Origin of the sequence: Micromonospora sp. NPDC023956 (assembly GCF_040639195.1) — a bacterium.
Lineage (GTDB): Bacteria > Actinomycetota > Actinomycetes > Mycobacteriales > Micromonosporaceae > Micromonospora.
Map to the genome: position 1 here is coordinate 85,983 of NZ_JBEZZN010000015.1, position 21,552 is coordinate 107,534.

Below are 21,552 nucleotides of genomic sequence, written 5' to 3' on the forward strand. Positions count from 1 at the left end.
TCGGGCCCGGGGGCCTGGTGGGGTTCTGAGGCATGGTCTATGCCAGTAACGAGAATCCCTTCCGCGCCTGGTTACGTCAAGACCATCCGGACGACGCCGAGGTTTCCGGGGACGCCCGACGCACCGACGACACCCCGTGGCGGAACCCTGTTTCCGCTGGTCAGTGACGCAGAACAGGGATCGACCAGGCGGCGGAGATACCGGTCTAGACCTAATTTGTGTTCTGAAGCTCGGTCAGCCTCGCTGCCAGCGAACTTGCACTCCTGCGGAGGTCGTCCGTTCCTCAACGGAACTCGACCACCCGCCGGGGCGACCTACCGTAGGCGCACGGAGCCGGTCGGTGAACCCCTCAGGAGAGGAGACGCGATGAGCGGTGGACCGGATCGTGGCGGCGGGCGGATGCTCGACGCACAGCCACGGACACCCGTGAAGCCCACGGGGGACGCCGCACGGACCGTCCTGGACCGGACCCTCGGGGGACTCGACATCCATGGGCACCCGGTACACCGTCACCGGCCGGGCGGGGGCCACCCCGGGTCACCTCGGCGGTACCGACCCCGCTGTCGCCGGGGGCGTCCGGACGACCGCCGGCCACCGGTGACGAGCAGGGCCCCGTCCTACGGTTGCGGTAGGACGGGGCCCTTCGGCACGACCTCAGAAGTCGTCGGGGGTGCGGATCCGGTCGCGGATCCAGGTACCGGCCGGCTTCAGGCGGCTGGTGCCGCCGAACTGACCACTGCCGCAGGTGCCGGTGGTGAAGACGGCACCGGAGCGGAAGTCGTCGGAAAAGTTCCAGTTCGTCCAGCTGATCTTCTTGCTGGCCATCAGGTCGAGGTACCGCTGGGACATGGTGAAGTTGTTCGCGCCGTCACCGGTGTACTCCTGGGTGCCGAACTCGGTGACGAAGAGCGGCAGCCGGTCGGCGGCCTGCGCGAAGGTGTTGTAGTACAGGTCGCCGTGCGAGGCGGCGTAGAAGTGGAAGACGTACATCAGGTTGCCGCCGGCCACCGGGTTGGCCGCGATGGTGTCGACCCCGCCCCCGCTGCCGGAGACGCCGAGCGAGGACCAGTCGGGGGTGCCGACGAGGACCACGGCCTCCGGGTCACGGCTGCGGATCACCGGGATGACCTGCTCGGCGTAGCTCTTGATGGCGCTCCAGGAGACGCCGTTGGGCTCGTTGGCGATCTCGTACAGCACGTTGACCTTGTCCTTGTGCCGCTCGGCGATCTCGGCGAAGAAGGTGCGTGCCCGGGTCAGGTTGTGGTTCGGGTCACCGGGGCTGAGCATGTGCCAGTCGACGATGGCGTACATGCCCCGGGCGGTGGCCAGCTCGATGTAGTTGTGCACCATGTCGGTGTAGCGGCGGGGGTCGGTCTCGTAACCGCCCTCCTGGATGTACATCGAGATCCGCAGGACGTCGGCGTTCCACTCCCGGGCGAGCACGTCCAGCGAGGCGGGGGTGGCGCAGTTGGCGTACCACTGGATGCCGTGCGTGCTCATGCCGCGCAACTGGACCGCCTTGCCGTTGCGGTTGCAGAGCTGCCGACCGCAGACCCGGAGCTGGCCGTTGGCCGCGACCGGGGTGCCGACGGTCGGCGGCGGCGTGGTGGGCGGGGCGGTGGTGGGCGGGGCGGTGGTGGACGGCGGCGGCGTGGTCGGTGCGGTGCCGCCGGCACAGGGCTGACCGTTGAGGGTGCAGCCGATCGGGGCACCGGAGCCGTTGCCGACGAAGCCGAAGGTCACCGAGGTGCCCGGGGCGACCGTACCGTTCCACGACCGGTTGGTGAAGGTGTGGTGCTGTCCGCTGCTGGTCAACAGCGCGTCCCAGTACGAGCCGACGGTGGTGCCGGCGGGCAGGTCGAACTCCAGGCGCCAGGAGGTGATCGTGCTGGCGCCGGAGTTGGTGATCGTGTAACGACCCTCCCACCCGGCGCCCCAGTCGTTGACCTTGGTGAAACTCGCGGTCGGTGTCGCTGCCGCTCCGGCGGTGTGGGAGACGGCGAGCGGCACCAGCGCCACCGCCGCGATGAGGCCGGCCACCAGGATCGGTCTGCCGCGAAGTCGCACGAGCCACCTCCAGGATCGATGACGGTATTTATTGTCATCGAACTATAAAGAAGGTTAAGTGTTACTGCAACGCCGGGACCTGGCACGACCCTCCGACACCACCGGGCGGTGGGTCAGACGACGAGGGTCGGGTTGTAGTACCCGAGCCAGAGCGAGAGGTCGATGACCCGCTCCAGGCGCAGCCGGTGGCCCCACCCGAGCCGCTCCGGCGGCACCTCCAGCGCCGGCCGGATGCCCTCGATGTCCACGATCTCCCGCAGGGCGCTGTGCGGGTCCTTCAACGCGTCGGTCGCCTGCTGCTGGACCCCCCGGTTGTAGCGGATGTCGTGGGTGGAGGGGTAGTGGTTCTTCAGCCGGTCCAGCACCGACTGGGGCACGATGCCCTGGGCGACCGAACGCAGCAGGCTCTTCTCCCGTCCGTCGTACGTCTTCATCGCCCAGGGTGCGTTGAAGACGTAGTCGACGAGCCGGTGGTCGCAGTAGGGCACCCGGACCTCCAGACCCACCGCCATGCTGAGCCGGTCCTTGCGGTGCAGCAGCTGCCGCAGCCAACGGGTGAGGCTCAGGTGCAGCAGTTCGCGGATCCGCCGCTCCTGCGGCGACTCCCCGTCGCACACCGGGACCGCCGCGAGGGCGTCCCGGTAGGTGTCCGCCTGGAACTCACGCAGCCGCAGCTTGGCGGAGAGGTCCGGGTGCAGCGGCATGGCCTGCCGGTCGTTGGTGACCAGCAGCCAGGGGAAGGTGTCGGCGGCGATCGCCTCCGGCGAGTGGAACCAGGGGTACCCGCCGAAGACCTCGTCGGCCGCCTCTCCGGAGAGCGCGACGGTGGAGGTCCGCCTGATCTCGCCGAAGAGCACGTAGAGCGAGGTGTCCATGTCGCCGACGCCGATCGGCGAGTCTCGGGCGACCACGACGGCCTGCCGGTTCGCCGGGTCGAGGAGGCGGTCGGGGTCGAGCAGGATCGTGTGGTGGTCCGAGCCGATGAACTCGCCCGCCTCGCGGGCGAACGGCGCGTCCGGGCTGGAGCGCAGGACGTCGGCGGTGAACTGCTCCTGCTGGTCGTGGTAGTCCACGGCGAACGATCGGATGCGCTCCCCGGGGCCCTCCCGGTGCCGGATCTCGCGGTTCAGCAGCGCGGTCAGCACGGTGGAGTCCAGCCCGCCGGAGAGCAGCGTGCACCGGGGTACGTCCGCCTCGAGCTGCCGGTGGGCGCTGTCGACGAGCAGGTGCCGGACGTTCTCCAGGGTGGTCGGCAGGTCGTCGGTGTGCGGCCGGGCCTCAAGCTGCCAGTACGTCCGCTCGGTCAGGCCGGAGCGGTCGAACCGGACCACCGACCCCGGCAGCACCTCCCGGATGCCCGACCAGACCGACGGGCCGGTGTTGAACAGCAGGCTGTACGCCTCGCGGATGCCGTCCAGGTCCACCCGGGGTTCGACCTCCGGGTGGGCGAGGATCGCCTTCGGCTCGGAGCCGAACAGCACCCCGCCGGCGGCCTGGCTGTAGTACAGCGGCTTGATGCCCAGCCGGTCCCGCACCAGGATGAGCGCCTGGCGGCGCTGGTCCCACACGGCGAAGGCGTACATGCCGTTGAGCCGGTGCACCATCTCCTCGCCCCATTCGAGGTAGGCGCGGAGCACCACCTCGGTGTCGCTCTGGGTGTGGAAGGGGTGGCCGAGACGACGCAACTCATCCCGCAGCTCCACGAAGTTGTAGACCTCACCGCTGTAGGTGAGTACCACCTCGGCGCCGGCCCTCTCAGCCACCATCGGCTGCTGTCCGCCGACGATGTCGATCACGGCGAGGCGCCGGTGGCCGATGGCGGCATGCGCACCGAGCCAGCGCCCGCCCGCGTCCGGGCCCCGAGGGGTCATGGTGGCGACCATCGCCTCGATGACCTGGTGCTCCGACCGCAGGTCGCGGTCGAAGGAAACCCAGCCGGTGATTCCGCACATGTCGTCCCTCCGCTTTCGGCGCGGCCCGGCACCCCGGGCAACCACATGGGACCGTGTCCCACGGGCATCGCAGGCCGGCCACGTGGGATAGAAGGTAATCCCTATCGGCTTTGCAGGCATTAAGTCGATCTCCGACCGCCTGCTTCCCGCCGGCGCGCCGGACCCGAGGGGGCCGCCGGACCGGGGCGACGCGGACCGGCCACCGAACTGCATAGACGGGCATCTTTGCTGCTTCCGCCGGGGACGACCGGGCAAGAAGCGTCCCGCCGGCCCGCCCGACGGGGCGGGGGGCGAGACGGCGATCGGTCCGTACTGCGGCAATTTCGTGTTGCGGGAAATTGTCCGGGAACCATTCGGGCCGCCCCGGCGACCGGGCGCCCGGGGCGGCGACGACCGCCGCAGTCAGGCCACCAGCGACGGGCGCGACGAGGCGACCGGGCGGGTTCCACTCGGCACCCACGCACAGGAATTGACAGCTGTAACATCTTTTCCGGGAACCGGAGAATGCCGCGGAGCGACCAGTAGCTTATGGAGTTCGACGCGGAAGACGCTTCTGGCCGGGCCGGGAACCATTCCGGGGCGACCGCCCCGAGGCGCGACAGGTGGTTGCTCGTCTACGCCGCCGGCGCGGTGGTGTTCGTCGCGATGCTCGAGACCAGCATCGTCAACGTGGCGCTGCCGGCGATCCGGGACGACCTCGGCGGTGACCCGGCGACCACCCAGTGGACGGTCCTGGCGTACCTGCTGCCGGTGGTGGCCCTGGTGCTGCCCGCCGGCCGCTGGCTGGACCGGGTGGGCAAGCGGGCCGCCCTCGTCGCGTCGGTGGGTGGCTTCGCGGTGGCCAGCGCCGCGGCCGGGCTCGCCCCGGGCGTCGGGTTCCTCGTGGCGGCCCGGGTGGCCCAGGGCACCTGCGCCGCGGTGATGTTCGCCCTGATGCCGGTGCTGGCCACCATCGCGGTCCGGCCCGAGGCACGCGGCCGGGCGATGAGCGTGCTGGCCACGCTCGGACCGCTCGGTGCGGTCGCGGGCCCACCCCTCGGCGGGCTGCTGCTCGGCGCGGCCGGCTGGCGGCCGGTCTTCTTCGCGGTGGTCCCGGTCGCCGTCGCGATCGTCCTGGTCGGGCTCCTCGCCATGCCCGACGACGGTCCGCTCCGGGTCCCCGACCGCCGGTGGCTCACCGAGGCGGCGCTGACGGCGCTGGGACTCGGGGTGCTCCTGGTGGCGCTGACCAGGACGGCGGAGGACGGCCCGGAGTGGCTCCTGCTGGTGCTCCCCGCCGCGGTGGTCCTCGGGGTCTGGTGGCGGATGCCGGAGAGCCGCCCCGTGTTGACCCTGCTGCGCGTGCCCGGTGTCCGCGCCGGTCACGTCGCCATCCTGCTGCTCGCCCTCGGCTTCGCGGTGATGCAGTTCCTCCTGCCGTTCCACCTGGTCGACGTGGTCGGTGTCAGCACGGAGACCACCGGCCTGACCATGCTCGCCTTCGCCGCCGGAATGGGCCTGGCCGGTCCGGTCGGCGGAGTGCTGGCCGACCGGTGGGGCGCGGGGCGAACCGGTGCGCTCGGCGCGGTCGTGGTGACCGTGGGCCTGTTGCTGGTCCAACCGCTGCCGTCCGGGTGGGAGCCGCTCGACGTGGCCTGGCGACTCGCCCTGGCCGGTGTCGGGATGGGCCTGTACGGCGGGCCGGTTCAGGCCATGGTGATGACCGCCGCACCGCACGGCCTGACCGCGACGACCGGCGGGACCGTCCAACTCGCCCGGAACCTGGGATTCGCCCTCGGCCCGGCCGTCGCCACCGCCGCCTGGGCCGCCGACGGTTACTCCGTCACCGGCATGCGGGCCGCGCTGGCCGCCGGGGTCCTGGCCGCCGCCCTCGGTGCGCTCGCGCTGGTCGGACACGGCCGGCGCGCGCGGCACGGGCGACCGGCCGGGACGGCCCCGGCCCGTCCGACGGTGCCCGGCCGGGAGGCCGCCCGCTGACCGTCCTGCGGCGCTCCCGAGCGTCGGATCCGCCTTCGGCGTGCCGTACTCGTCGCGCACGCAGACGGGTGGCCGGCGACTGCCGGGCCGGTGTTGGCCCACCGCCCGGTCCGCGCACACCGCACCGAACCGGCACCCCCGGCGGCGGGTGGAACGGAGTCTCCGGGCCGCAGAACCCACCGCGTCCGCACTTTCGAACTTGACGGCATTTCCCGCTATGCCGGCAGCGCGGAAAAACAACCCCGCACACCCCGATAACGGGGGAAAAACCCCGACCCTGCCGGCACCGTCGGGCACTGCCTGCATAAACGCCTGGAATTGGCCGCTCGACAACGCTTACCGATCATTCCATGACACTCGACCGCATGGCGGGTGCCGACATCGGGTGAACGGTCAGTCCCGTTGACGGGACGGCCACTTTAGCCGCTCCGGCCGAGCGGTCCCGCGGTACGAGCGGTCACCCGTCGACTGCGGCCCCGCGCAGCGGGGAGCCGGTGGCGCCGCAGGGACCACCCGGCGCGGGCCGGTTGACGACATCGACGACATGCAACAGCGGTCGGGAAACATGCACGTCACGCCCCCGTGCGCGGCTCGACACCATGAACAATTCATCGAGAATCGCGATACCCGACGTCGGGAAAAATCCGCCGCGCTAGCACTCTTTCGATGCTCGCGTCAATTCCGCAGCCGACAGATGTAGCCTCTGACCGCCGCAATTTGTCATTGATAGCCTTCGTCGGCACTCCCCACCGTCCACTTCGGACGGTTCCCCGGTCGTCTCCTCATCGGAGGTCAGTACATGGTCCCCACCGGACCTGCGCGCCGTCGCGCCACAAGACTCGCCCTCGCCGGGCTGACCGCGCTCGCGGTCGTCCTCGGCACCCAGGCTCCCGTCCTCGCCCGGCCGTCGACCGCACCGGCCCAGCCGCCCGCGGTCCCCGGCTTCGGTCAGGTGGCGAACCCGAAGCAGGCCATCCCCAAGCCGCTGCCCAACCGGTCCGGCACCGTCAAGGTCACCGGGCTCAAGAAGGACGCCCGCAGTGGCGGCGTCGGCACCCAGGCGATCAACGACAAGGTCGCGCTCCGGGCACTGGTCGTGGCCACCAACACGTCGGACTTCGGCGTGCCGGCGATCACCACCACCCTCGACCGGGTGGGTGCCAAGTACGACGTCTTCTACAGCGCCACCCAGGCGCTCACCGCCGCCGCGCTGGTCGACTCCAACGGCGTCGGCAAGTACAACGCGATCCTGCTCACCAGCGGCACGCTGCTCTACGAGTCGGGCGGCAACTACCTGGCGGGCTTCACCGACTCGGAGTGGAACCTGCTCTGGGCCTACGAGCGCAACTTCGAGGTCCGGCAGGTCGCCCTCTACACCAGCTACGGCACCTGGCCGGAGGACTACTGCCTCACCTCCAACGGTGAGAGCGGAGTCGGCGAGACGCCCCTGCCCGTCTCGCTGACCACCGCCGGCGCCGGCGTCTTCGACTACCTCAACAGCGCCGCCCAGATCCCGGTGACCGGTTCGTACGTCTACCGCAACTCGATCAGGAGCGGGTGCAGCGCCGACGCGCTGATGACGAACGGTTCCGACGTCCTCGCCGTGCGCAGCACGTCCTTCGACGGCCGGGAGCGCATCGCGCTGACCTTCACCTCGAACCAGTACCTGCTCCACACCGACCTGCTGGTCTACGGCCTGTTCCGGTGGGCCACCAAGGGTCTGCACTTCGGTGAGCAGAAGCACCACCTCAACGTGGACCTCGACGACTGGTTCAGCCCGTCGGCCCACTACAAGGACGACGGCACCGTCGAGTACTCCCCCGGCTTCCGGCTCAGCGGCCACGACACGGTCAACCTCGACGCGCAGCAGACCGCGCTGCGCACCGCGTACCCGCTGGCGTCCGGGTTCACCTTCACCATCCCCTACAACGGCTTCGGTATCGACCCGTTCGCCGGCGACACGTGCAGCCCCAACGGTGGCCCGAACACGCTGACCGCCACCTCGAAGTGCCTCAAAAACAACTTCCGGTGGACCAACCACACGTACAGCCACCCGGCGCTGAACACCACGGACTACACCACCACGTACAACGAGATCGCGGACAACCGGACCGCGGGCGCGGCGATCGGGCTGAACGCCCCGAACAACGTGCTGAAGACCCCCGAGTACTCCGGCCTCGGTGTCTACAACGCCACCCCGAGCAACCCCGGCGCTCCGCTCACCGACTTCGGCCTGACCGCCTCCAACCCCGACCTGATCGAGGCGGCGGCGGACCTCGGCATCGACACGGTGGCCGGCAACATGTCCTTCGCCAGCCACGTCCCGGCGAACTTCAACACGGCCAAGGCGCACCCGATGGACCCGAGCATCGCGGTGGTGCCGTGCTGGCCGACGAACATCGCCTACTTCACCACCGCCGGCTCGGAGCAGGCGCACTTCTACAACTCGCTCTACGGCCCGAACGGCGCCTTCCCCTACTGGCCCACCGACCGCACCTACGCCCAGGTCCTGGACCTGGAGGCCACGGTCGGGATGCAGCACGTCGCGGCCGGCTCGATCTACGCGCACACCTTCCACGTCGCCAACGTGCGGGACTACGACTCCGGCAAGACGCTGGTCACCGACTGGGTCAAGGAGGTGCTGACCAAGTACACCGCCCTCTACTCGGTGCCGCTGCTGAACTCGTCGTGGGCGCAGATCGCCACGTACACCCAGGCGCGTACGGCGCACTTCGCCGCGCTCACCGCCGGGGCGTCGGCGGTCTACGACCGGACCACCGGTGAGATCACGGTGACCTCGCCGGCCGCCGGTTCGCTCCAGCTCGGTGGCGTGACCACGACCACCACGGGCGCCGTCTCGTACGGCACCGACGTCACCGTGCCGGTGACGCTGGCGGCGAGCACCCCGGTGACGTTCAACGCCGCTCCCCGTCCGTAGCACCAGGGCAGACGAAAGAACAGTGAAGCAGAAGTGAACGGGAGCGCTCGGTGAGGATCGCACTGGTGTCGGAGGGCACCTACCCCTACGCGATGGGCGGCGTGAGCATCTGGTGCGAGCAGCTCATCCGGGGGATGCCGGACTACCGGTGGGAGGTCGTGGCGCTCACCGTGGACGGCACCGAGAAACCGGTGTTCGACCGACCGGAGAACCTGGACCGGGTGCACTCGATCCCGTTGTGGGGCGGACGGCCGTCGGGCCGCCGCCCCCAGCGGGGGGTGCTGGTCCCCACCGGGCGCCCCGGCGCGGGGTTCATCGAGTCCTACGAGGTGTTCCTGCGGGCGCTGGTCACCCCGCTGGAGTCCACCCGTTCCCAGGCGGGCGCGGTCAACCGGAGCACCTTCCTGCTCGCGTTGCGCGGCATGTTCGAGTACGCCGCCGACGGCGGCGACCTGGACGCGGGCCTGCTCTCCAACCAGGCCCTGGGGATGATGCTGGACGCCTGGCGCACCCTGCGGGTCGACGAGACCGGACCCGCGCTCACCGTCGCCGACGCGCTGGAGGCGGCGTGGCTCATCGCGCACATGCTGCGTCCGCTGAGCGCACCGCCGGTGCGGGCCGACATCGTGCACTCCTCGATGAACGGCCTGGCCATGCTCGTCGGGATGACGGCCAGCTGGGCGCACGGCACCCCGCTGGTCCTCTCCGAACACGGCATCTACCTGCGGGAGCGGTACATCTCCTACCTGCACGACGCGGCCCCGCACGCGGTGCGGGTGCTGGTGCTGAGCTTCTTCCGCTCCCTGGCCGGCGCGGCCTACCTGATCAGCAGCGCGCTGGCGCCGCACTCCCAGTACAACCGGCGCTGGCAGCTGCACAACGGCGGCGACCCCGACCGGATGTGGACCATGTACAACGGCGTCGACCCGGACGACTTCCCCCCGGCGGCCGGTGAGCCGGACGTGCCGACCATCTCGTTCATGGGCCGGATCGACCCGCTGAAGGACCTGCACACCCTGATCCGGGCGTTCGCCCTGGTCCGGGCGGAGATCCCGACGGCCCGACTGCGCATCTTCGGCGGCACGCCCGCCGCCAACAAGGTCTACCACGCCAGCTGCGAGGCCCTGATCGACGAGTTGGGGCTGACCGGGCACGCCGTCCTGGAGGGCCGGGTCGGCAACGCGGTCGAGGCGTACCACGCCGGCAACCTGGTGGCGTTGACCAGCATCTCCGAGGGCTTCCCCTACACGGTGGTGGAGGCGATGGCGTGCGGGCGGCCCACCGTTTGCACCAACGTCGGCGGGGTCGCCGAGGCGGTCGGGGACACCGGCTTCGTCGTCGCGCCCCGGGACGTCGCCGCCGTCGCCGACGCCTGCGTACGGCTGCTGCGCGACCGGGAGCTGCGGCTGCGGCTCGGCGCGGTGGCCCGCACCCGGGTGCTGGAGAAGTTCACGCTGCAACGGTCGTTGCAGGCGTACCGCGACATCTACGAGCGCCTCGCCGCGCCCCGGACCGGGTCGACGCCGCCGCGACACCTGCGCGGCCAGGCCCAGGGCCGGGTCACCGTGCCGAACCGGCGGATCCCACCGGGGGTGGCGGCCGTCCCGGTCCGGGTGCCCCAGCCGCGCGCACCGCAGGAGCAGGGCGGGGTCAACCCGCCGTACGTGCCGCGCCGTGACCCGGGCCCGGCCACCTGGCCGGCCTCCCCGCCCGGCGGTGGACTCCTCGGCGGCGGCGCCGCGGCCGGCACGCCGGGGCTGGCCGGCGGAGCCCGATGAGCCCCGAGCGCGACCCCGACGCCACCGACCCGCTGCACAAGGCGGTCGGCACCATCACCGCGACGGTGGACGAGCCCGAACGCACCATCCTGCTGCCCAGGATCTCCACCGACCCGGTCGACGAGCTGGTCGAACGGGTCCGGCCCCAGCTGGGCCGGGCGGTCGACGCGCTCCAGGTCGCTGCCGCGCTGGAGGCCGCCGGGCACACCGACCGGGGCGCCCAGGTCGAGTACGGCTACTCCGACGTCTTCGTCCTCGCCGCCGAGGTGTACAAGCGGTTGGGGCCGCTCTCCCCCGTCGACGAGGCGACCGGCGCGGCGACGGCCGGGGCCGGCCGGCGGGACGGTCTGCGACCGGTCTGGCACGGTCCGCTCTACCTGCTGCCGAGTGCCACCTTCCCGGCCGTGCTGGCGGTCGTGGGACGGCCGGGTCTGGTCCTCGGGCTGGTCGTCGCCGGGACGGTGGGCTGGGTGTTCTCCGGGGTGACCGCGTACGCGGCGTTCCGGCTGCTCGGGTCGGGTCGGCCGCGCTCGGCGGCCCGGCTGCTGCAAACGGCCGCCCTGGTCGGGACGCTGCTCGGCGTGCCGCTCGGCCTGACGGTGCTGCCGCACGGTGGTCTGCCGCTGGCCGTGATGATGGTCTGCCAGCTCGCGTACCAGATGGCCAGCACGCTGCTGGTCTTCTACCGGCGCGAGTGGTGGCTGGCCGCGACGCAGCTGCCGGCCTTCCTGCTCGGCACGATGTACCTGCTGGTGGGCGGGACGACGGCCCGGCGATGGGCGGTGGCCGCTGCGGCGCTCGGCGTGCTGGCCGCGTTCGTCGCCGCCCTGCACGCCACCCGCGCCGCCGCCCGGGTCGAGGAACCGCCCGCCCGGGACCCGCTGCTGCCCGACTCGACCACGCTGGTCGGGGTGGCCGGCTACGGGCTCTGCTCGGCGGTGCTGCTGTTCCACGCGCAGATGCCGTACCTGCTGGACCGGCTGGACATCGCGGCGGCGGCCGCGCCGCTGCTGGTGTCGATGGGGTTCGTGGAGTGGCGGACCAGCCGGTTCCGGGGGAACGCGGTAGCGCTGACCCGGCGGGCGCGCCGCCCGGAGGAGTTCGCCGCGGTGCTCTGGCGGGCGATCGGCCGGGACGTGGCGGCCTGTCTCGCCGTGGCGGCGGTGCCCGGGGCGGTGCTGCTGGCCGTTCTCGCCCACGCGGGGATGCTCTCGCCCGCCGGGACGGTGATGACGCTGGCGCACGTCGCGCTGGCCGGCGCCTACTACCTGGCCTTCCTGCTGGCCGGGCGGGGGCGGTACGGCTGGCTGTGCCTGTCCATGGTCGTGGTGGTCGCCCTGCACGTCGGGGTCGGCGGCCTGCTCGGTGTCGCGCCCCTGCTCGGCCAGGACGGGTCCGCGCTCGCCGACACCTCGCTCCACCTGGGCGGCGTGCTGCTGCTCCAGGTGTTGTTCGCGCTCGGTCTCCTGCCGGTGATCGGGCAGGTCCGGCACTACCGGTAGTTCGCTCGAGACCTTTGGGGAGGTCCGGATGCACGCGGTGATCCTTGCCGGCGGTAAAGGGGTGCGCTTGCGGCCGTATACGACGGCGCTGCCCAAACCTTTGATGCCGATCGGTGACAGCCACTCGATCCTGCAGATCGTGCTCGACCAGCTCGCGTCGCGCGGGTTCACCTCGGTGACGCTGGCGATCAACCATCTCGGCCCGCTGATCCGGGCGTTCGTCGGGGACGGCCGTCCCTGGGGGCTGACCATCGACTACGTCGAGGAGGACCGGCCACTGTCCACGGTCGGCCCGCTGTTCGCGCTCAAGGACCGGCTGCCCGACGAGTTCCTGGTGATGAACGGAGACGTGCTCACCGACCTGGACTACGCCGACCTGCTGCGTACCCACACCCTCTCCGGGGCGGCGCTGACCCTGGCCACGTCGGAACGGGTGCACCGGATCGACTTCGGGGTGCTGGACGTGGACGCCGGGCGGATCGTCGGGTTCCGGGAGAAACCGTCGCTGCGCTATCCGGTCAGCATGGGCGTGTACGGCATGTCACGGAAGACCCTCGCGCCGTACCCGTCGGGGTTGTCCCTCGGTTTCGACCAGTTGGTGCTGGACCTGCTCGCCGCCGGTGAGGCCCCGGCCACGTACCCGTTCGACGGGTTCTGGCTGGACATCGGCCGGCCCGAGGACTACGACGAGGCGAACCGGTCGTTCCCGCAGCTCAAGCCGATCCTGTTGCCCGCCCGGCCGGGACCGGTGGAGCCGGCCGCCGCGCCGCTGGGACCGGTCGCGACGCCGCTGGGGCCGGGTGCCGGCACCGTCGAGGCGGTGGTCGGACCGGTGGAACCGGTCGCCGTCGACCGGGTGGGCATCGTGTCGTCCGGGGAGCGGGCGTGACGCGGGTCCTGCTGTTCGGGGCGTCCGGCTTCATCGGCGGCCACGCCCGGGCCGCACTGACGGCGGACCCCCGGGTCAGCGAGGTGATCTGTCCCGGCCGAACCACCGTCGACCTGCTCGACGGCACGTCGGAGGCGCTCGCCGCGCTGCTGCGTGCGACCGCCCCGGACGCGGTCGTCTGCTGCGTGGGCGCGCTCACCGGGTCCGCCGCCCAGCTGGTCACCGCGAACACGCTGGTCGCGGCGAACCTGTTGGCGGCGGCCGGCGCGGCGGCACCGGACGCCCGGCTGGTCCGGCTCGGGTCCGCCGGGGAGTACGGCGTCGTGCCGGCGGGGTCCTCGGTGGCCGAGGACGACCCGGCGCTGCCGCTCAGCGCGTACGGGGTGAGCCACCTCGCCGGAACCCGGCTCTTCCAGCTCGCCGGCGAGTCCGGGGAGGCCGACGCGGTGTCGCTGCGGGTGTTCAACCCGATCGGCCCCGGCATGTCCCAGGAGAACCTGCTCGGCCGGGCGGCGGCCCGGATCCGCGCTGCGCTCGCCGACGACGCTCCCGAGATCACCCTGGGGTCGCTGGCGGCGTACCGGGACTTCGTGGACGTGCGCGACCTGGCCGCGCTGATCGTCGCCGCCGTGCTCGCGCCCCGGCTGCCGCACCGGGTCTACAACGCGGGCAGCGGCCGGGCGGTCACCGCGCGGGAGGCGGTCGGGCTGCTGGCCGCCACGGCCGGCTACCACGGCGGGATCCGGGAGGTCGGCACCGGGCCGCAGCGCTCGACGGCGGTCGACTGGATCCGGGCCGACGTCGACCGGGCCGGCCGCGACCTGGGCTGGTCGCCGGTGCGCGACCTGGCGACGTCGGTCACCGACGTCTGGCACGCCGGGGAGGCCCGGTGAGCCGGCGGTCCCCGGACGGGCGGCGGCGACGGTTCGTGGCCGCCGGCGTCGCGGTGACGGTGCTGGCCGTCGCCGGGTGGGCGCTGCTCGGCCGCCGGCCGGCGACCACCGGCCCCGGCGGCACCGGCGCCGCGCCCAACCGGTCCGGGCCCATCACCCACTGGGCGTACCAGCTCCAGGGGTACGCCGACGGCCGGCTCGACGCGCTGGCCCGTGGCCCGTGGCAGCTCGCGGTGGTCGACCTGGCCCGGGACGGGCACACCGGATACTTCACGGCCGCGGAGGTCGGCGCGCTGCGCCGCAGCGGCAAGCAGGTGCTGGCGTACTTCGAGATCGGCAGCATCGAGGACTTCCGTCCCGAGTACCCGGTCCTGCGGCGCGACGCCCCGGACCTGGTGGCGAACCCGTGGCCGGCCTGGCCCGGCGAGCACTTCGTCCGCTACTGGGACGGACGCTGGTGGGACCGGGTCGTCCGGCCCCGGGTCGACCGGGCGCTGCGCGCCGGCTTCGACGGGGTCTACCTGGACACCCCCCTGGCCTACGAGGAGATCGCCCTCGATGCCGCGCAGGGCCGTGACCGGGCGCGGTTGGCCGCCGAGATGGCCGCCCTGATCGTCCGGATCAGCGAGTACGCCAAGGCCCGGCGGCCGGGTTTCCTGATCGTCCCGCAGAACTCCCCCGAGCTGCGCGAACAGCCGGGTTACCCGGGGGCCGTCGACGGCATCGCGATGGAGGAACTCTTCTACCTCGCCACCGACGAGCCGTGCACCCGTGACTGGTGCGCGGAGAACCTGGCGCACACCCGGGCGCTGCGTGACGCCGGCACGTTCGTGCTCGCCGTCGACTACGCCGTACGGCCCGAGCACGTCCGGACAGCCTGCGACCGGTACCGCGCGGAGCGGTTCGCCGGCACGGTCACCGTCCGGGACCTCGACCGGCTCACCGCCCCCTGCGGCTGAGCCCCGCCGTCGCGGGGCGCCCCGCGACCGGAGGTCCGGGCCCCGGGCCTCCCCCGACGTACCACCCACCGCACTCGGAAATCTGAAAGGACAGGACGAATGAGCACAAAGATCGGAGTCGTCGGCCTCGGCTACGTGGGGCTCACGCTCACCGCCGCCCTCGCGGAGAAGGGCTTCACGGTGTACGGCGCGGACGTGTCACCGGCGGTCCTGGCGTCACTGTCCCGGGGCCGGCCGCACATCTTCGAGCCGGGCGTCGAGGACATCTTCGCCGCCCGGATCGGCCGGAACATCCACGTGGACACCGAACTGCCGCGCGACACCGTCGACGTGGCGGTGATCAGCGTGTCGACGCCGGTCGACGACGTGACCCGCCGCCCGAACCTGGCGAACCTGGCCGCCGCCGCCCGTGCGGTCGCCGCCAGCTGCCGGCCGGACACCCTGGTCGTGGTCCGCAGCACGGTGCCGGTCGGCGCCAGCCGCCGGGTGGTGCTGCCGGAGCTGCGGGCCGCGTGGGGTGACCGGGTCCGGCTGGTGATGGCGCCGGAGCGGACCATCCAGGGTCAGGCGCTGCGCGAACTGGTCGAGCTGCCGCAGGTGGTCGGCGGCCTGGACGCGGAGAGCCTCGCCGCCGGGATCGCGTTCTTCGAGGGACTGGCCCAGAAGATCGTCCCGGTGTCCGGGCTGGAGACCGCCGAACTGGTCAAGCTCTCCAACAACTGCCACACCGACCTGATCTACTCCTTCGGCAACGAGATCGCGCTGATCGCGGAGCGGCACGGCCTCGACCCGCTCGAGGTGATCAGGGCGACGAACGTCGACTACCCGCGCCCGGACCTCGCCAAGCCCGGGTATGTCGGTGGCGGCTGCCTCTCCAAGGACCCGTACATCATGATCGACAGCGCCGGTGACCGACGGCCGTTCCTGGTGGGCAAGGCCCGCCAGCTCAACGAGTACCTGCCGATCCACGTCGCCGAGACGGTCGTGCGGATGCTGACCGAGGCGCGTGGCAGCAGCATCGGCACCCGGCTGGCGGTGCTCGGCTGGGCGTACAAGGGATGGCCCCCCACCGACGACATGCGCGGCACCCCGATCGCCACCATGATGCGGGTCTTCTCCGCCGCCGGGGTGACCGTCCTCGGCCACGACCCGATGGTCACCGACGACGTGATCCGGCAGTACGGGGGCGAGCCGATCGGTCTGGACAAGGCGTTCACCGACGCCGACGCGGTCCTGATCATCAACGACCACCCGGACTACCGGGCGATCCCGGTCCCGGAGGCGTTCGGCGGGCTCCGGCCGGCGTTCGTCTACGACTCGTGGCGGGTGCTCGACGGCGACGCGGTCACCGCCGCCGGGGTCCGCTACGCGGGCCTGGGCTACCTGCCACCCGCGCCCGCCGCGCCGTCGGCGTCCGCTCCGGCCGGAGAGGTGGCGTCGGCATGAGGGTGCTCCTGCTCGGCGGGGCCGGCTTCATCGGCCTGCACCTCGCCCGCCGCCTGGTGACCGACGGCCACCAGGTGACCATCGTGGACGACTTCTCCCGGGGGCGCGACGACGCCGACCTCGACCGCCTGCGTGCCGACCCGGCGGTACAGGTGGTCTCCGGGGACCTGACCGCCCCGGCCACCTGGGCCGCCCTGCCGACCGGCTGGGACCAGATCTACCTGCTCGCCGCGGTGGTCGGCGTCCGCAACGTGGAGCAGGACCCGGCCCGGGTGGTCCGGGTCAACACCCTCTCCGCGCTGCACCTGCTCGACTGGGTCGCTCCGGGCGAGCGGGTCTTCTTCGCCTCCACCAGCGAGGTCTACGCCGGGGGTGTGACCTCCGGGGTGGTACCGGTGCCGACGCCGGAGACCGTGCCGACGATGATCTCCGACATCACCGCGCCCCGGTTCGCGTACGCGGCCAGCAAGCTGCTCGGTGAGGCCGCGTTCCTGCACACCGCGCGGGCCCGGGGTTTCGACACGGTGGTGGGCCGTTTCCACAACGTGTACGGCCCCCGGATGGGCGCCGACCACGTCGTCCCGGAGATGTCCCTGCGCGCCCTGCGGGGTGCGGACCCGTTCCCGGTGCCCGGCGCCGACCAGTACCGGGCGTTCTGCCACGTCGACGACGCGGTCGAGGCCATGCTGCGGCTGATGGCCGCCCCGGCCGCCGCCGGCCAGATCGTGCACATCGGCAACGACCGCGAGGAGACCAACATCGGCGACCTCGCCAAGCTGGTCCTGCGGGTGGCCGGGGTCAGCCCCGCGATCGAGGCGTCGGCGGCGCCGTCCGGATCGGTCAGCCGGCGCTGCCCGGACCTGTCCCGGCTGCGCGAGCTGACCGGCTACGAGCCGACGGTCAGCCTCGAGGAGGGGGTCCGGACCACCTTCGCCTGGTACCGGGAGCACGGATGGTCGTGATGCAGCGACGTCCGATCTGCTTCTACTACGGCGACGGCCGGCTGGAGGAGCTCACCGGGTACCTGCGGGTGGTCCTCCAGCCGGACTTCTACCAGCCCGCCGAGCTGAGCTACCTCGCCGACCAGGGGGTGCAGACCCTCGGTTACCTGTCGCTGTCGGAGGACCAGGGTCCGCCCGCGCCCTGGCAGCGGCAGGAACGCAACCCGGACTGGGGTGGCGCGTTCGTCCAGGTCGGCCACCCGCTCTGGGTGGCGCACGTGGTCGGCGCGGCGAAGGACGCGATCGCCCGCGGGTTCGCCGGGCTCTTCCTGGACACGCTCAACGTCGAGCTGACCTACCCGGAGGACGTCCCGCACCTGATCACCCTCGTGGCCGCGGTACGGGAGGAGGCCCAGCCGGCGTACCTGCTCGCCAACCGGGGCTTCGGCATGCTGCCCCGGTTGGCCGAGATCGTCGACGGGATCGTCTTCGAGTCGTTCTCGGCCCGCTGGACCGACCAGGGCTACGCCCCCTGGCCGCCCGACGTGCTGGAGTTCCACGCCCAGATCGCCGAGCAACTGCTCCAGCTGGAACTGGACCTGTACAGCCTCGACTACGCCGACAGCCCGGGGCTGACCGACTTCGCCGAGCGCCGGGCCCGGCAGTTCGGGCTCCAGTCCTTCGTCAGCGATCGCGCCCTGTCCCGTGCCTGACCGCCCGCCCCCGCCGGGTCGGGGCCGGATCGTCCGCCCCGCGCTACCGCGCGGGCGGCTCCGGCCCGGCGGGGGCGGGTACCGCCGAAGGCCGCAACGGCCGCTTCGGCCCCGGCTACGCTCGGCGGATGAGCGGTCACACCGCCGGCGTCACCAGGAACCCCACGGTGGGTCTGGTGGTCCACCCCAGCAGGGCGGTGGGCGACTCGGTCGCGACGATTCTCGACTGGGCCCGTACCCACGCGGTCCGGGTCGTCGCACGCGACCAGGACCGCGACCGGATCGCCCAGGAGGTCGAGACGGTACCGGACCACCGGTTCGTCGCCCAGGTCGACGCGGTCGTCGCCCTCGGCGGTGACGGCACCATGCTCGGTGCGATGCGGCTGGTCGTCGAGCACCCGGTACCGGTGCTCGGCGTCAACCACGGCCACCTCGGTTTCCTCGTCGAGATCACTCCCGACGCCCTGGAGCAGGCGTTGGCCCGCATGGTCGGTGGCGACTTCACCGTCGAGTCGCACAGCTGTCTGGTCGCCGACCGCGCCGACGGTGAGCCGTTACGGACCTGCTCCGGCTTCAACGACATCGTGCTGGCCCAGCAGCGCCGGACCGGGACCGTCTCGATCGACCTCACCGTCAACGACCAGCCGTACGGCTACTACCGGTGCGACGCGCTGGTCGTCGCCACGCCCAGCGGCTCCACCGCGTACAACTACGCCGCCGGGGGCCCGGTCGTCTCGCCGTCGACCCGGACGATGGTGATCACGCCGGTGGCGCCGATGGCGGGCATCGGCCGGTCCGTCGTGCTCGGCGCCGACGACCGGGTGTCGTTGCGGATCGCCACGGACGGTCCGCCGGTCGACGTCGACGTCGACGGCACGCCGTCGGGCGAGCTGCGCCCCGGTCGGGCGCTGACCGTCCGTCGACGGGAGGATGCCGGCCGGGTGGTCCGTTTCTCGGCCAGCCGGCACGCCAAGCGGAGCCAGCTCAAACTCAGCCTGCTCGACCTGCCGATGCGTCGTGACCAGCTCCTGGAGCTGATCCCCGAGAATCTCCGTCCCCCCGGGCCCGGTCCCGAAGCGAAGTGACGCACGGTGGCGGTACGGTATGTGCCGAACGCGGGCGGCGGATCGTCGCCCCGTCCCGGGTCCGACCGGCCCGGTGCCTGCCGGTCGCGCCACGGGGAGTCAGCATGTCGCAGGTGTCGACCAGCCCGGCCATCACCCCGGCACGGTCGCCCGCCCGCGCGGCGGGGTGGTCCGCCTGGCGGGTCGTGGTCGGCTTCGGGATGGTCAGTCTGACCGCCGACATGGTCTACGAGGGCGCCCGGTCGATCACCGGTCCCCTGCTGGGCGCCCTGGGCGCGTCGGCGCTGGTCGTCGGGCTGGTGTCCGGGGCCGGCGAGGCCATGTCGCTGCTGCTGCGGCTGGCCTCCGGGCCGTTGGCCGACCGCACCGGCCGGTACTGGTCGCTGACGCTGGTCGGGTACGCGTTGACCGCCGTCTGCGTCCCCCTGCTGGCCGTGACGCCCTTCCTCGGCGGAGCCGGTCTGGCGGTCGCCGCCGGGTTGATCCTCGCCGAACGGGCCGGCAAGGCCGTGCGCAGCCCGGCCAAGTCGGCGTTGCTGGCGCAGGCCGCCGGCGCGGTCGGTCGGGGTCGTGGGTTCGCGGTCCACAAGGCGCTGGACCAGCTCGGCGCGTTCGCCGGGCCGCTACTGGTCGCGGCGGTCCTGGCCGCCACCGGCGTGCTCTGGCCGGCCCTGGCCCTCCTCGCCGTCCCCGGGGCGCTGGCCGTCGGGCTGCTGCTCCGGATCCGGCGGCGGGTGCCCGACCCGGCCGTCTTCGAGAGCGCACCCGCCGCGTCCGCCCGATCAGCCCCGTCCCCGCCGACCGGCGAGGTCGGGTCGAACGCCCCCGCCGCGTCCGCCCGACCAGCTGCCGGCAGCCCTTCGTCGGGCGCGCTGGGCCGCTGGGTCGGCGCCGACCTGCCCCGTCGCTTCCTCCTGTTCGCTGCGGCAGCCGGGGCCGCCACCGCCGGGCTGGTCACCTTCGGGATCATCTCGTTCCACGCCAGCCGGACCGGCCTGGTCACCGCCGCCGGGATCCCCCTGCTGTACGCCGCCGCGATGGCCGCCGCCGCGGTGGCCGCCCTGGTCAGCGGCCAGCTGTACGACCGGTGGCACGCGCGGGTGCTGTTCGCCCTGCCCCTGCTCGGTGCCGCCGTGCCGGCGCTGGCGCTCTCCGGCAGTCTCGTCGCCGTCGTGGCGGGGGCCCTGCTCTGGGGGGCCGCCGTCGGCGTGCAGGACTCCACCGTCAAGGCCCTGGTGGCCGACCTCGTCCCGGCTCCCCGCCGGGCCACCGCCTACGGCGTCTTCGCCGCCGTCCAGGGCGGCGCGGCGCTGGCCGGTGGCGGCCTGGTCGGTGTGCTGTACACCCGCTCGCTGGCGGTACTGGTCATCGCGCTCGGCGCGACCCAGCTCGTCGCGCTGGGCCTGCTCGCGGTCAGCCTCGCCGGCCGTCGACCGACCGCCACGCGGTAGCCGGCGTCCGCGCCGGACGCCGGCCCCACGGCGACTAGCAGATGGGCACGCCCGGTAGCTGCGCGGCCGGGTGGTCGATGTAGATGTTGGTCATGTAGCCGTTCTGGTCGCGCAGCCGGGCCCACCAGTTGTTGGTGTAGCCGTCGGCGCTGACCGTGTCACCCTGCTTCTGGCAGAGCACGTACACCAGGGTGGGGCCGGGCAGGGTGGTGACCACCGGCGCCGCGAGTCGCACGTCGCTGCGGACCCGGATGCCGGATCCCCAGGTCCAGAAGGCGGTACCGCCACCGCCGCCGCAGCCGTTGTCGCTGGTCAGGTACCGCTGGTGGTAACCGCCCGGGTACGGCGCGAGCGAGGCCCCGTTGATCACGATGTTCTGGCCGACGCCGTTGAAGAGCTGCTCGTAGTGGATGTGCGCGCCGGAGGAGTTGCCGGTGCTGCCGGTGGTGCCGATCTGCTGCCCCTGGTTGACCCACGCGCCGCTGGCGACGGAGAACCCGGCGAGGTGGAAGTAGTACGTCTTCCAGCCGCCACCGTGGTCGATGACGATGTAGTTGCCGGCGCCGCTGGCCTGGTAGTGGCGGGTGGCGGTGCCGGCGGCGGAGGCGAGCACCGGGGTGCCGGCGGTGCCGCCACCGTCGGCACGGACGAAGTCGAGGGCCAGGCGGACCTCGGCGCTGTGGTGGCTGAAGGTCCACCGCTGCCCGCAGGGGTAGGGCGCCTTGAACAGCGGGGCCGCCTGGGCGGGGGTGGCGACGACGAGGGTGGCGGCCAGGGCGGTGGCGAGGGCGGCCAGGAGCGTGGCGACGTACCTGATTGATCGCACGGTTCATCCTTGAGGCTCGGGATAGAACATTGTCGATGCGCGCGCAGTACCGGAATCGTAGACACGCAATCGATCAATGTAAATATTCGTCTCGAGCCGGCGCCCTCCGGTAGCTTTCCTGCGGCCACCACCCCG

At 72.4% G+C, this 21,552-nt stretch carries 14 protein-coding genes and 1 pseudogene; 12 read left to right on the forward strand and 3 right to left on the reverse strand.

The annotated features are described in order from the left end of the window. Window positions 1-654: 654 nt before the first annotated feature. Together AB0F58_RS24675 and asnB are read right to left on the reverse strand one after the other, a co-directional pair. A complete protein-coding gene (locus AB0F58_RS24675) occupies window positions 655-2,046 on the reverse strand; it encodes a cellulase family glycosylhydrolase (protein WP_357147445.1) in 1,392 nt (463 codons plus the stop codon). A gap of 134 nt (window positions 2,047-2,180) precedes the next feature. Beyond that, the gene (gene asnB, locus AB0F58_RS24680; RefSeq protein ID WP_357147330.1) at window positions 2,181-4,019 is read right to left on the reverse strand and encodes an asparagine synthase (glutamine-hydrolyzing); all 1,839 of its coding nucleotides are present in this window, start codon (window positions 4,017-4,019) and stop codon (window positions 2,181-2,183) included. Between the two features lie 606 nt (window positions 4,020-4,625). Between asnB and AB0F58_RS24685 the strand changes: the two genes are divergently transcribed. The 12 genes from AB0F58_RS24685 to AB0F58_RS24740 all read left to right on the forward strand — a co-directional run bounded on the left by AB0F58_RS24685 (window position 4,626) and on the right by AB0F58_RS24740 (window position 20,591). Further along, window positions 4,626-5,996, forward strand: a complete 1,371-nt coding sequence (locus tag AB0F58_RS24685) for an MFS transporter (RefSeq protein ID WP_357147333.1) — start codon at window positions 4,626-4,628, stop codon at window positions 5,994-5,996. Window positions 5,997-6,795: 799 nt separating this feature from the next. Next, window positions 6,796-8,934 (forward strand): hypothetical protein, encoded by a 2,139-nt coding sequence (locus AB0F58_RS24690; RefSeq protein ID WP_357147336.1) that lies wholly within the window; start codon window positions 6,796-6,798, stop codon window positions 8,932-8,934. Between the two features lie 50 nt (window positions 8,935-8,984). Then, the gene (pelF, locus tag AB0F58_RS24695) at window positions 8,985-10,712 is read left to right on the forward strand and encodes a GT4 family glycosyltransferase PelF (protein ID WP_357147339.1); all 1,728 of its coding nucleotides are present in this window, start codon (window positions 8,985-8,987) and stop codon (window positions 10,710-10,712) included. Then, window positions 10,709-12,214, forward strand: a complete 1,506-nt coding sequence (locus AB0F58_RS24700; RefSeq protein WP_357147341.1) for a hypothetical protein — start codon at window positions 10,709-10,711, stop codon at window positions 12,212-12,214. The genes pelF and AB0F58_RS24700 overlap by 4 nt, the downstream gene beginning before the upstream one ends. Before the next feature lie 28 nt (window positions 12,215-12,242). After that, the gene (locus AB0F58_RS24705) at window positions 12,243-13,103 is read left to right on the forward strand and encodes a sugar phosphate nucleotidyltransferase (protein WP_357147344.1); all 861 of its coding nucleotides are present in this window, start codon (window positions 12,243-12,245) and stop codon (window positions 13,101-13,103) included. After that, a complete protein-coding gene (locus tag AB0F58_RS24710) occupies window positions 13,100-13,996 on the forward strand; it encodes an NAD(P)-dependent oxidoreductase (RefSeq protein WP_357147346.1) in 897 nt (298 codons plus the stop codon). Before AB0F58_RS24705 ends, AB0F58_RS24710 begins: the two co-directional genes overlap by 4 nt. Beyond that, on the forward strand, window positions 13,993-14,955 hold the full coding sequence (locus tag AB0F58_RS24715; protein ID WP_357147349.1) for an endo alpha-1,4 polygalactosaminidase: 963 nt from the start codon (window positions 13,993-13,995) through the stop codon (window positions 14,953-14,955). The genes AB0F58_RS24710 and AB0F58_RS24715 overlap by 4 nt, the downstream gene beginning before the upstream one ends. Before the next feature lie 99 nt (window positions 14,956-15,054). Then, window positions 15,055-16,401 (forward strand): nucleotide sugar dehydrogenase, encoded by a 1,347-nt coding sequence (locus AB0F58_RS24720; protein ID WP_357147352.1) that lies wholly within the window; start codon window positions 15,055-15,057, stop codon window positions 16,399-16,401. Further along, on the forward strand, window positions 16,398-17,363 hold the full coding sequence (locus AB0F58_RS24725) for an NAD-dependent epimerase/dehydratase family protein (RefSeq protein ID WP_357147355.1): 966 nt from the start codon (window positions 16,398-16,400) through the stop codon (window positions 17,361-17,363). Before AB0F58_RS24720 ends, AB0F58_RS24725 begins: the two co-directional genes overlap by 4 nt. Further along, window positions 17,363-18,055 carry a hypothetical protein gene (locus AB0F58_RS24730; RefSeq protein ID WP_357147358.1) on the forward strand — a complete coding sequence of 231 codons (693 nt, stop codon included), beginning with the start codon at window positions 17,363-17,365 and terminating at the stop codon, window positions 18,053-18,055. The genes AB0F58_RS24725 and AB0F58_RS24730 overlap by 1 nt, the downstream gene beginning before the upstream one ends. Before the next feature lie 128 nt (window positions 18,056-18,183). Beyond that, a complete protein-coding gene (locus tag AB0F58_RS24735) occupies window positions 18,184-19,140 on the forward strand; it encodes an NAD(+)/NADH kinase (protein WP_357147361.1) in 957 nt (318 codons plus the stop codon). Between the two features lie 104 nt (window positions 19,141-19,244). Then, the gene (locus AB0F58_RS24740) at window positions 19,245-20,591 is read left to right on the forward strand and encodes an MFS transporter (RefSeq protein WP_357147363.1); all 1,347 of its coding nucleotides are present in this window, start codon (window positions 19,245-19,247) and stop codon (window positions 20,589-20,591) included. A 292-nt stretch (window positions 20,592-20,883) separates the two neighbouring features. Here the strand turns inward: AB0F58_RS24740 and AB0F58_RS24745 are convergent. Beyond that, window positions 20,884-21,366, reverse strand: a pseudogene (locus tag AB0F58_RS24745) (M23 family metallopeptidase); the annotation flags it as partial. Window positions 21,367-21,552: the final 186 nt, after the last annotated feature.

Coding starts and splice junctions, on each gene's coding strand:
- asnB (WP_357147330.1), bottom strand. CDS start 4,019: ATGTGCGGAATCACCGGCTGGGTTTCCTTCGACCGCGACCTGCGGTCG.
- AB0F58_RS24690 (WP_357147336.1), top strand. CDS start 6,796: ATGGTCCCCACCGGACCTGCGCGCCGTCGCGCCACAAGACTCGCCCTC.
- AB0F58_RS24700 (WP_357147341.1), top strand. CDS start 10,709: ATGAGCCCCGAGCGCGACCCCGACGCCACCGACCCGCTGCACAAGGCG.
- AB0F58_RS24705 (WP_357147344.1), top strand. CDS start 12,243: ATGCACGCGGTGATCCTTGCCGGCGGTAAAGGGGTGCGCTTGCGGCCG.
- AB0F58_RS24720 (WP_357147352.1), top strand. CDS start 15,055: ATGAGCACAAAGATCGGAGTCGTCGGCCTCGGCTACGTGGGGCTCACG.
- AB0F58_RS24725 (WP_357147355.1), top strand. CDS start 16,398: ATGAGGGTGCTCCTGCTCGGCGGGGCCGGCTTCATCGGCCTGCACCTC.
- AB0F58_RS24730 (WP_357147358.1), top strand. CDS start 17,363: ATGCAGCGACGTCCGATCTGCTTCTACTACGGCGACGGCCGGCTGGAG.
- AB0F58_RS24735 (WP_357147361.1), top strand. CDS start 18,184: ATGAGCGGTCACACCGCCGGCGTCACCAGGAACCCCACGGTGGGTCTG.
- AB0F58_RS24740 (WP_357147363.1), top strand. CDS start 19,245: ATGTCGCAGGTGTCGACCAGCCCGGCCATCACCCCGGCACGGTCGCCC.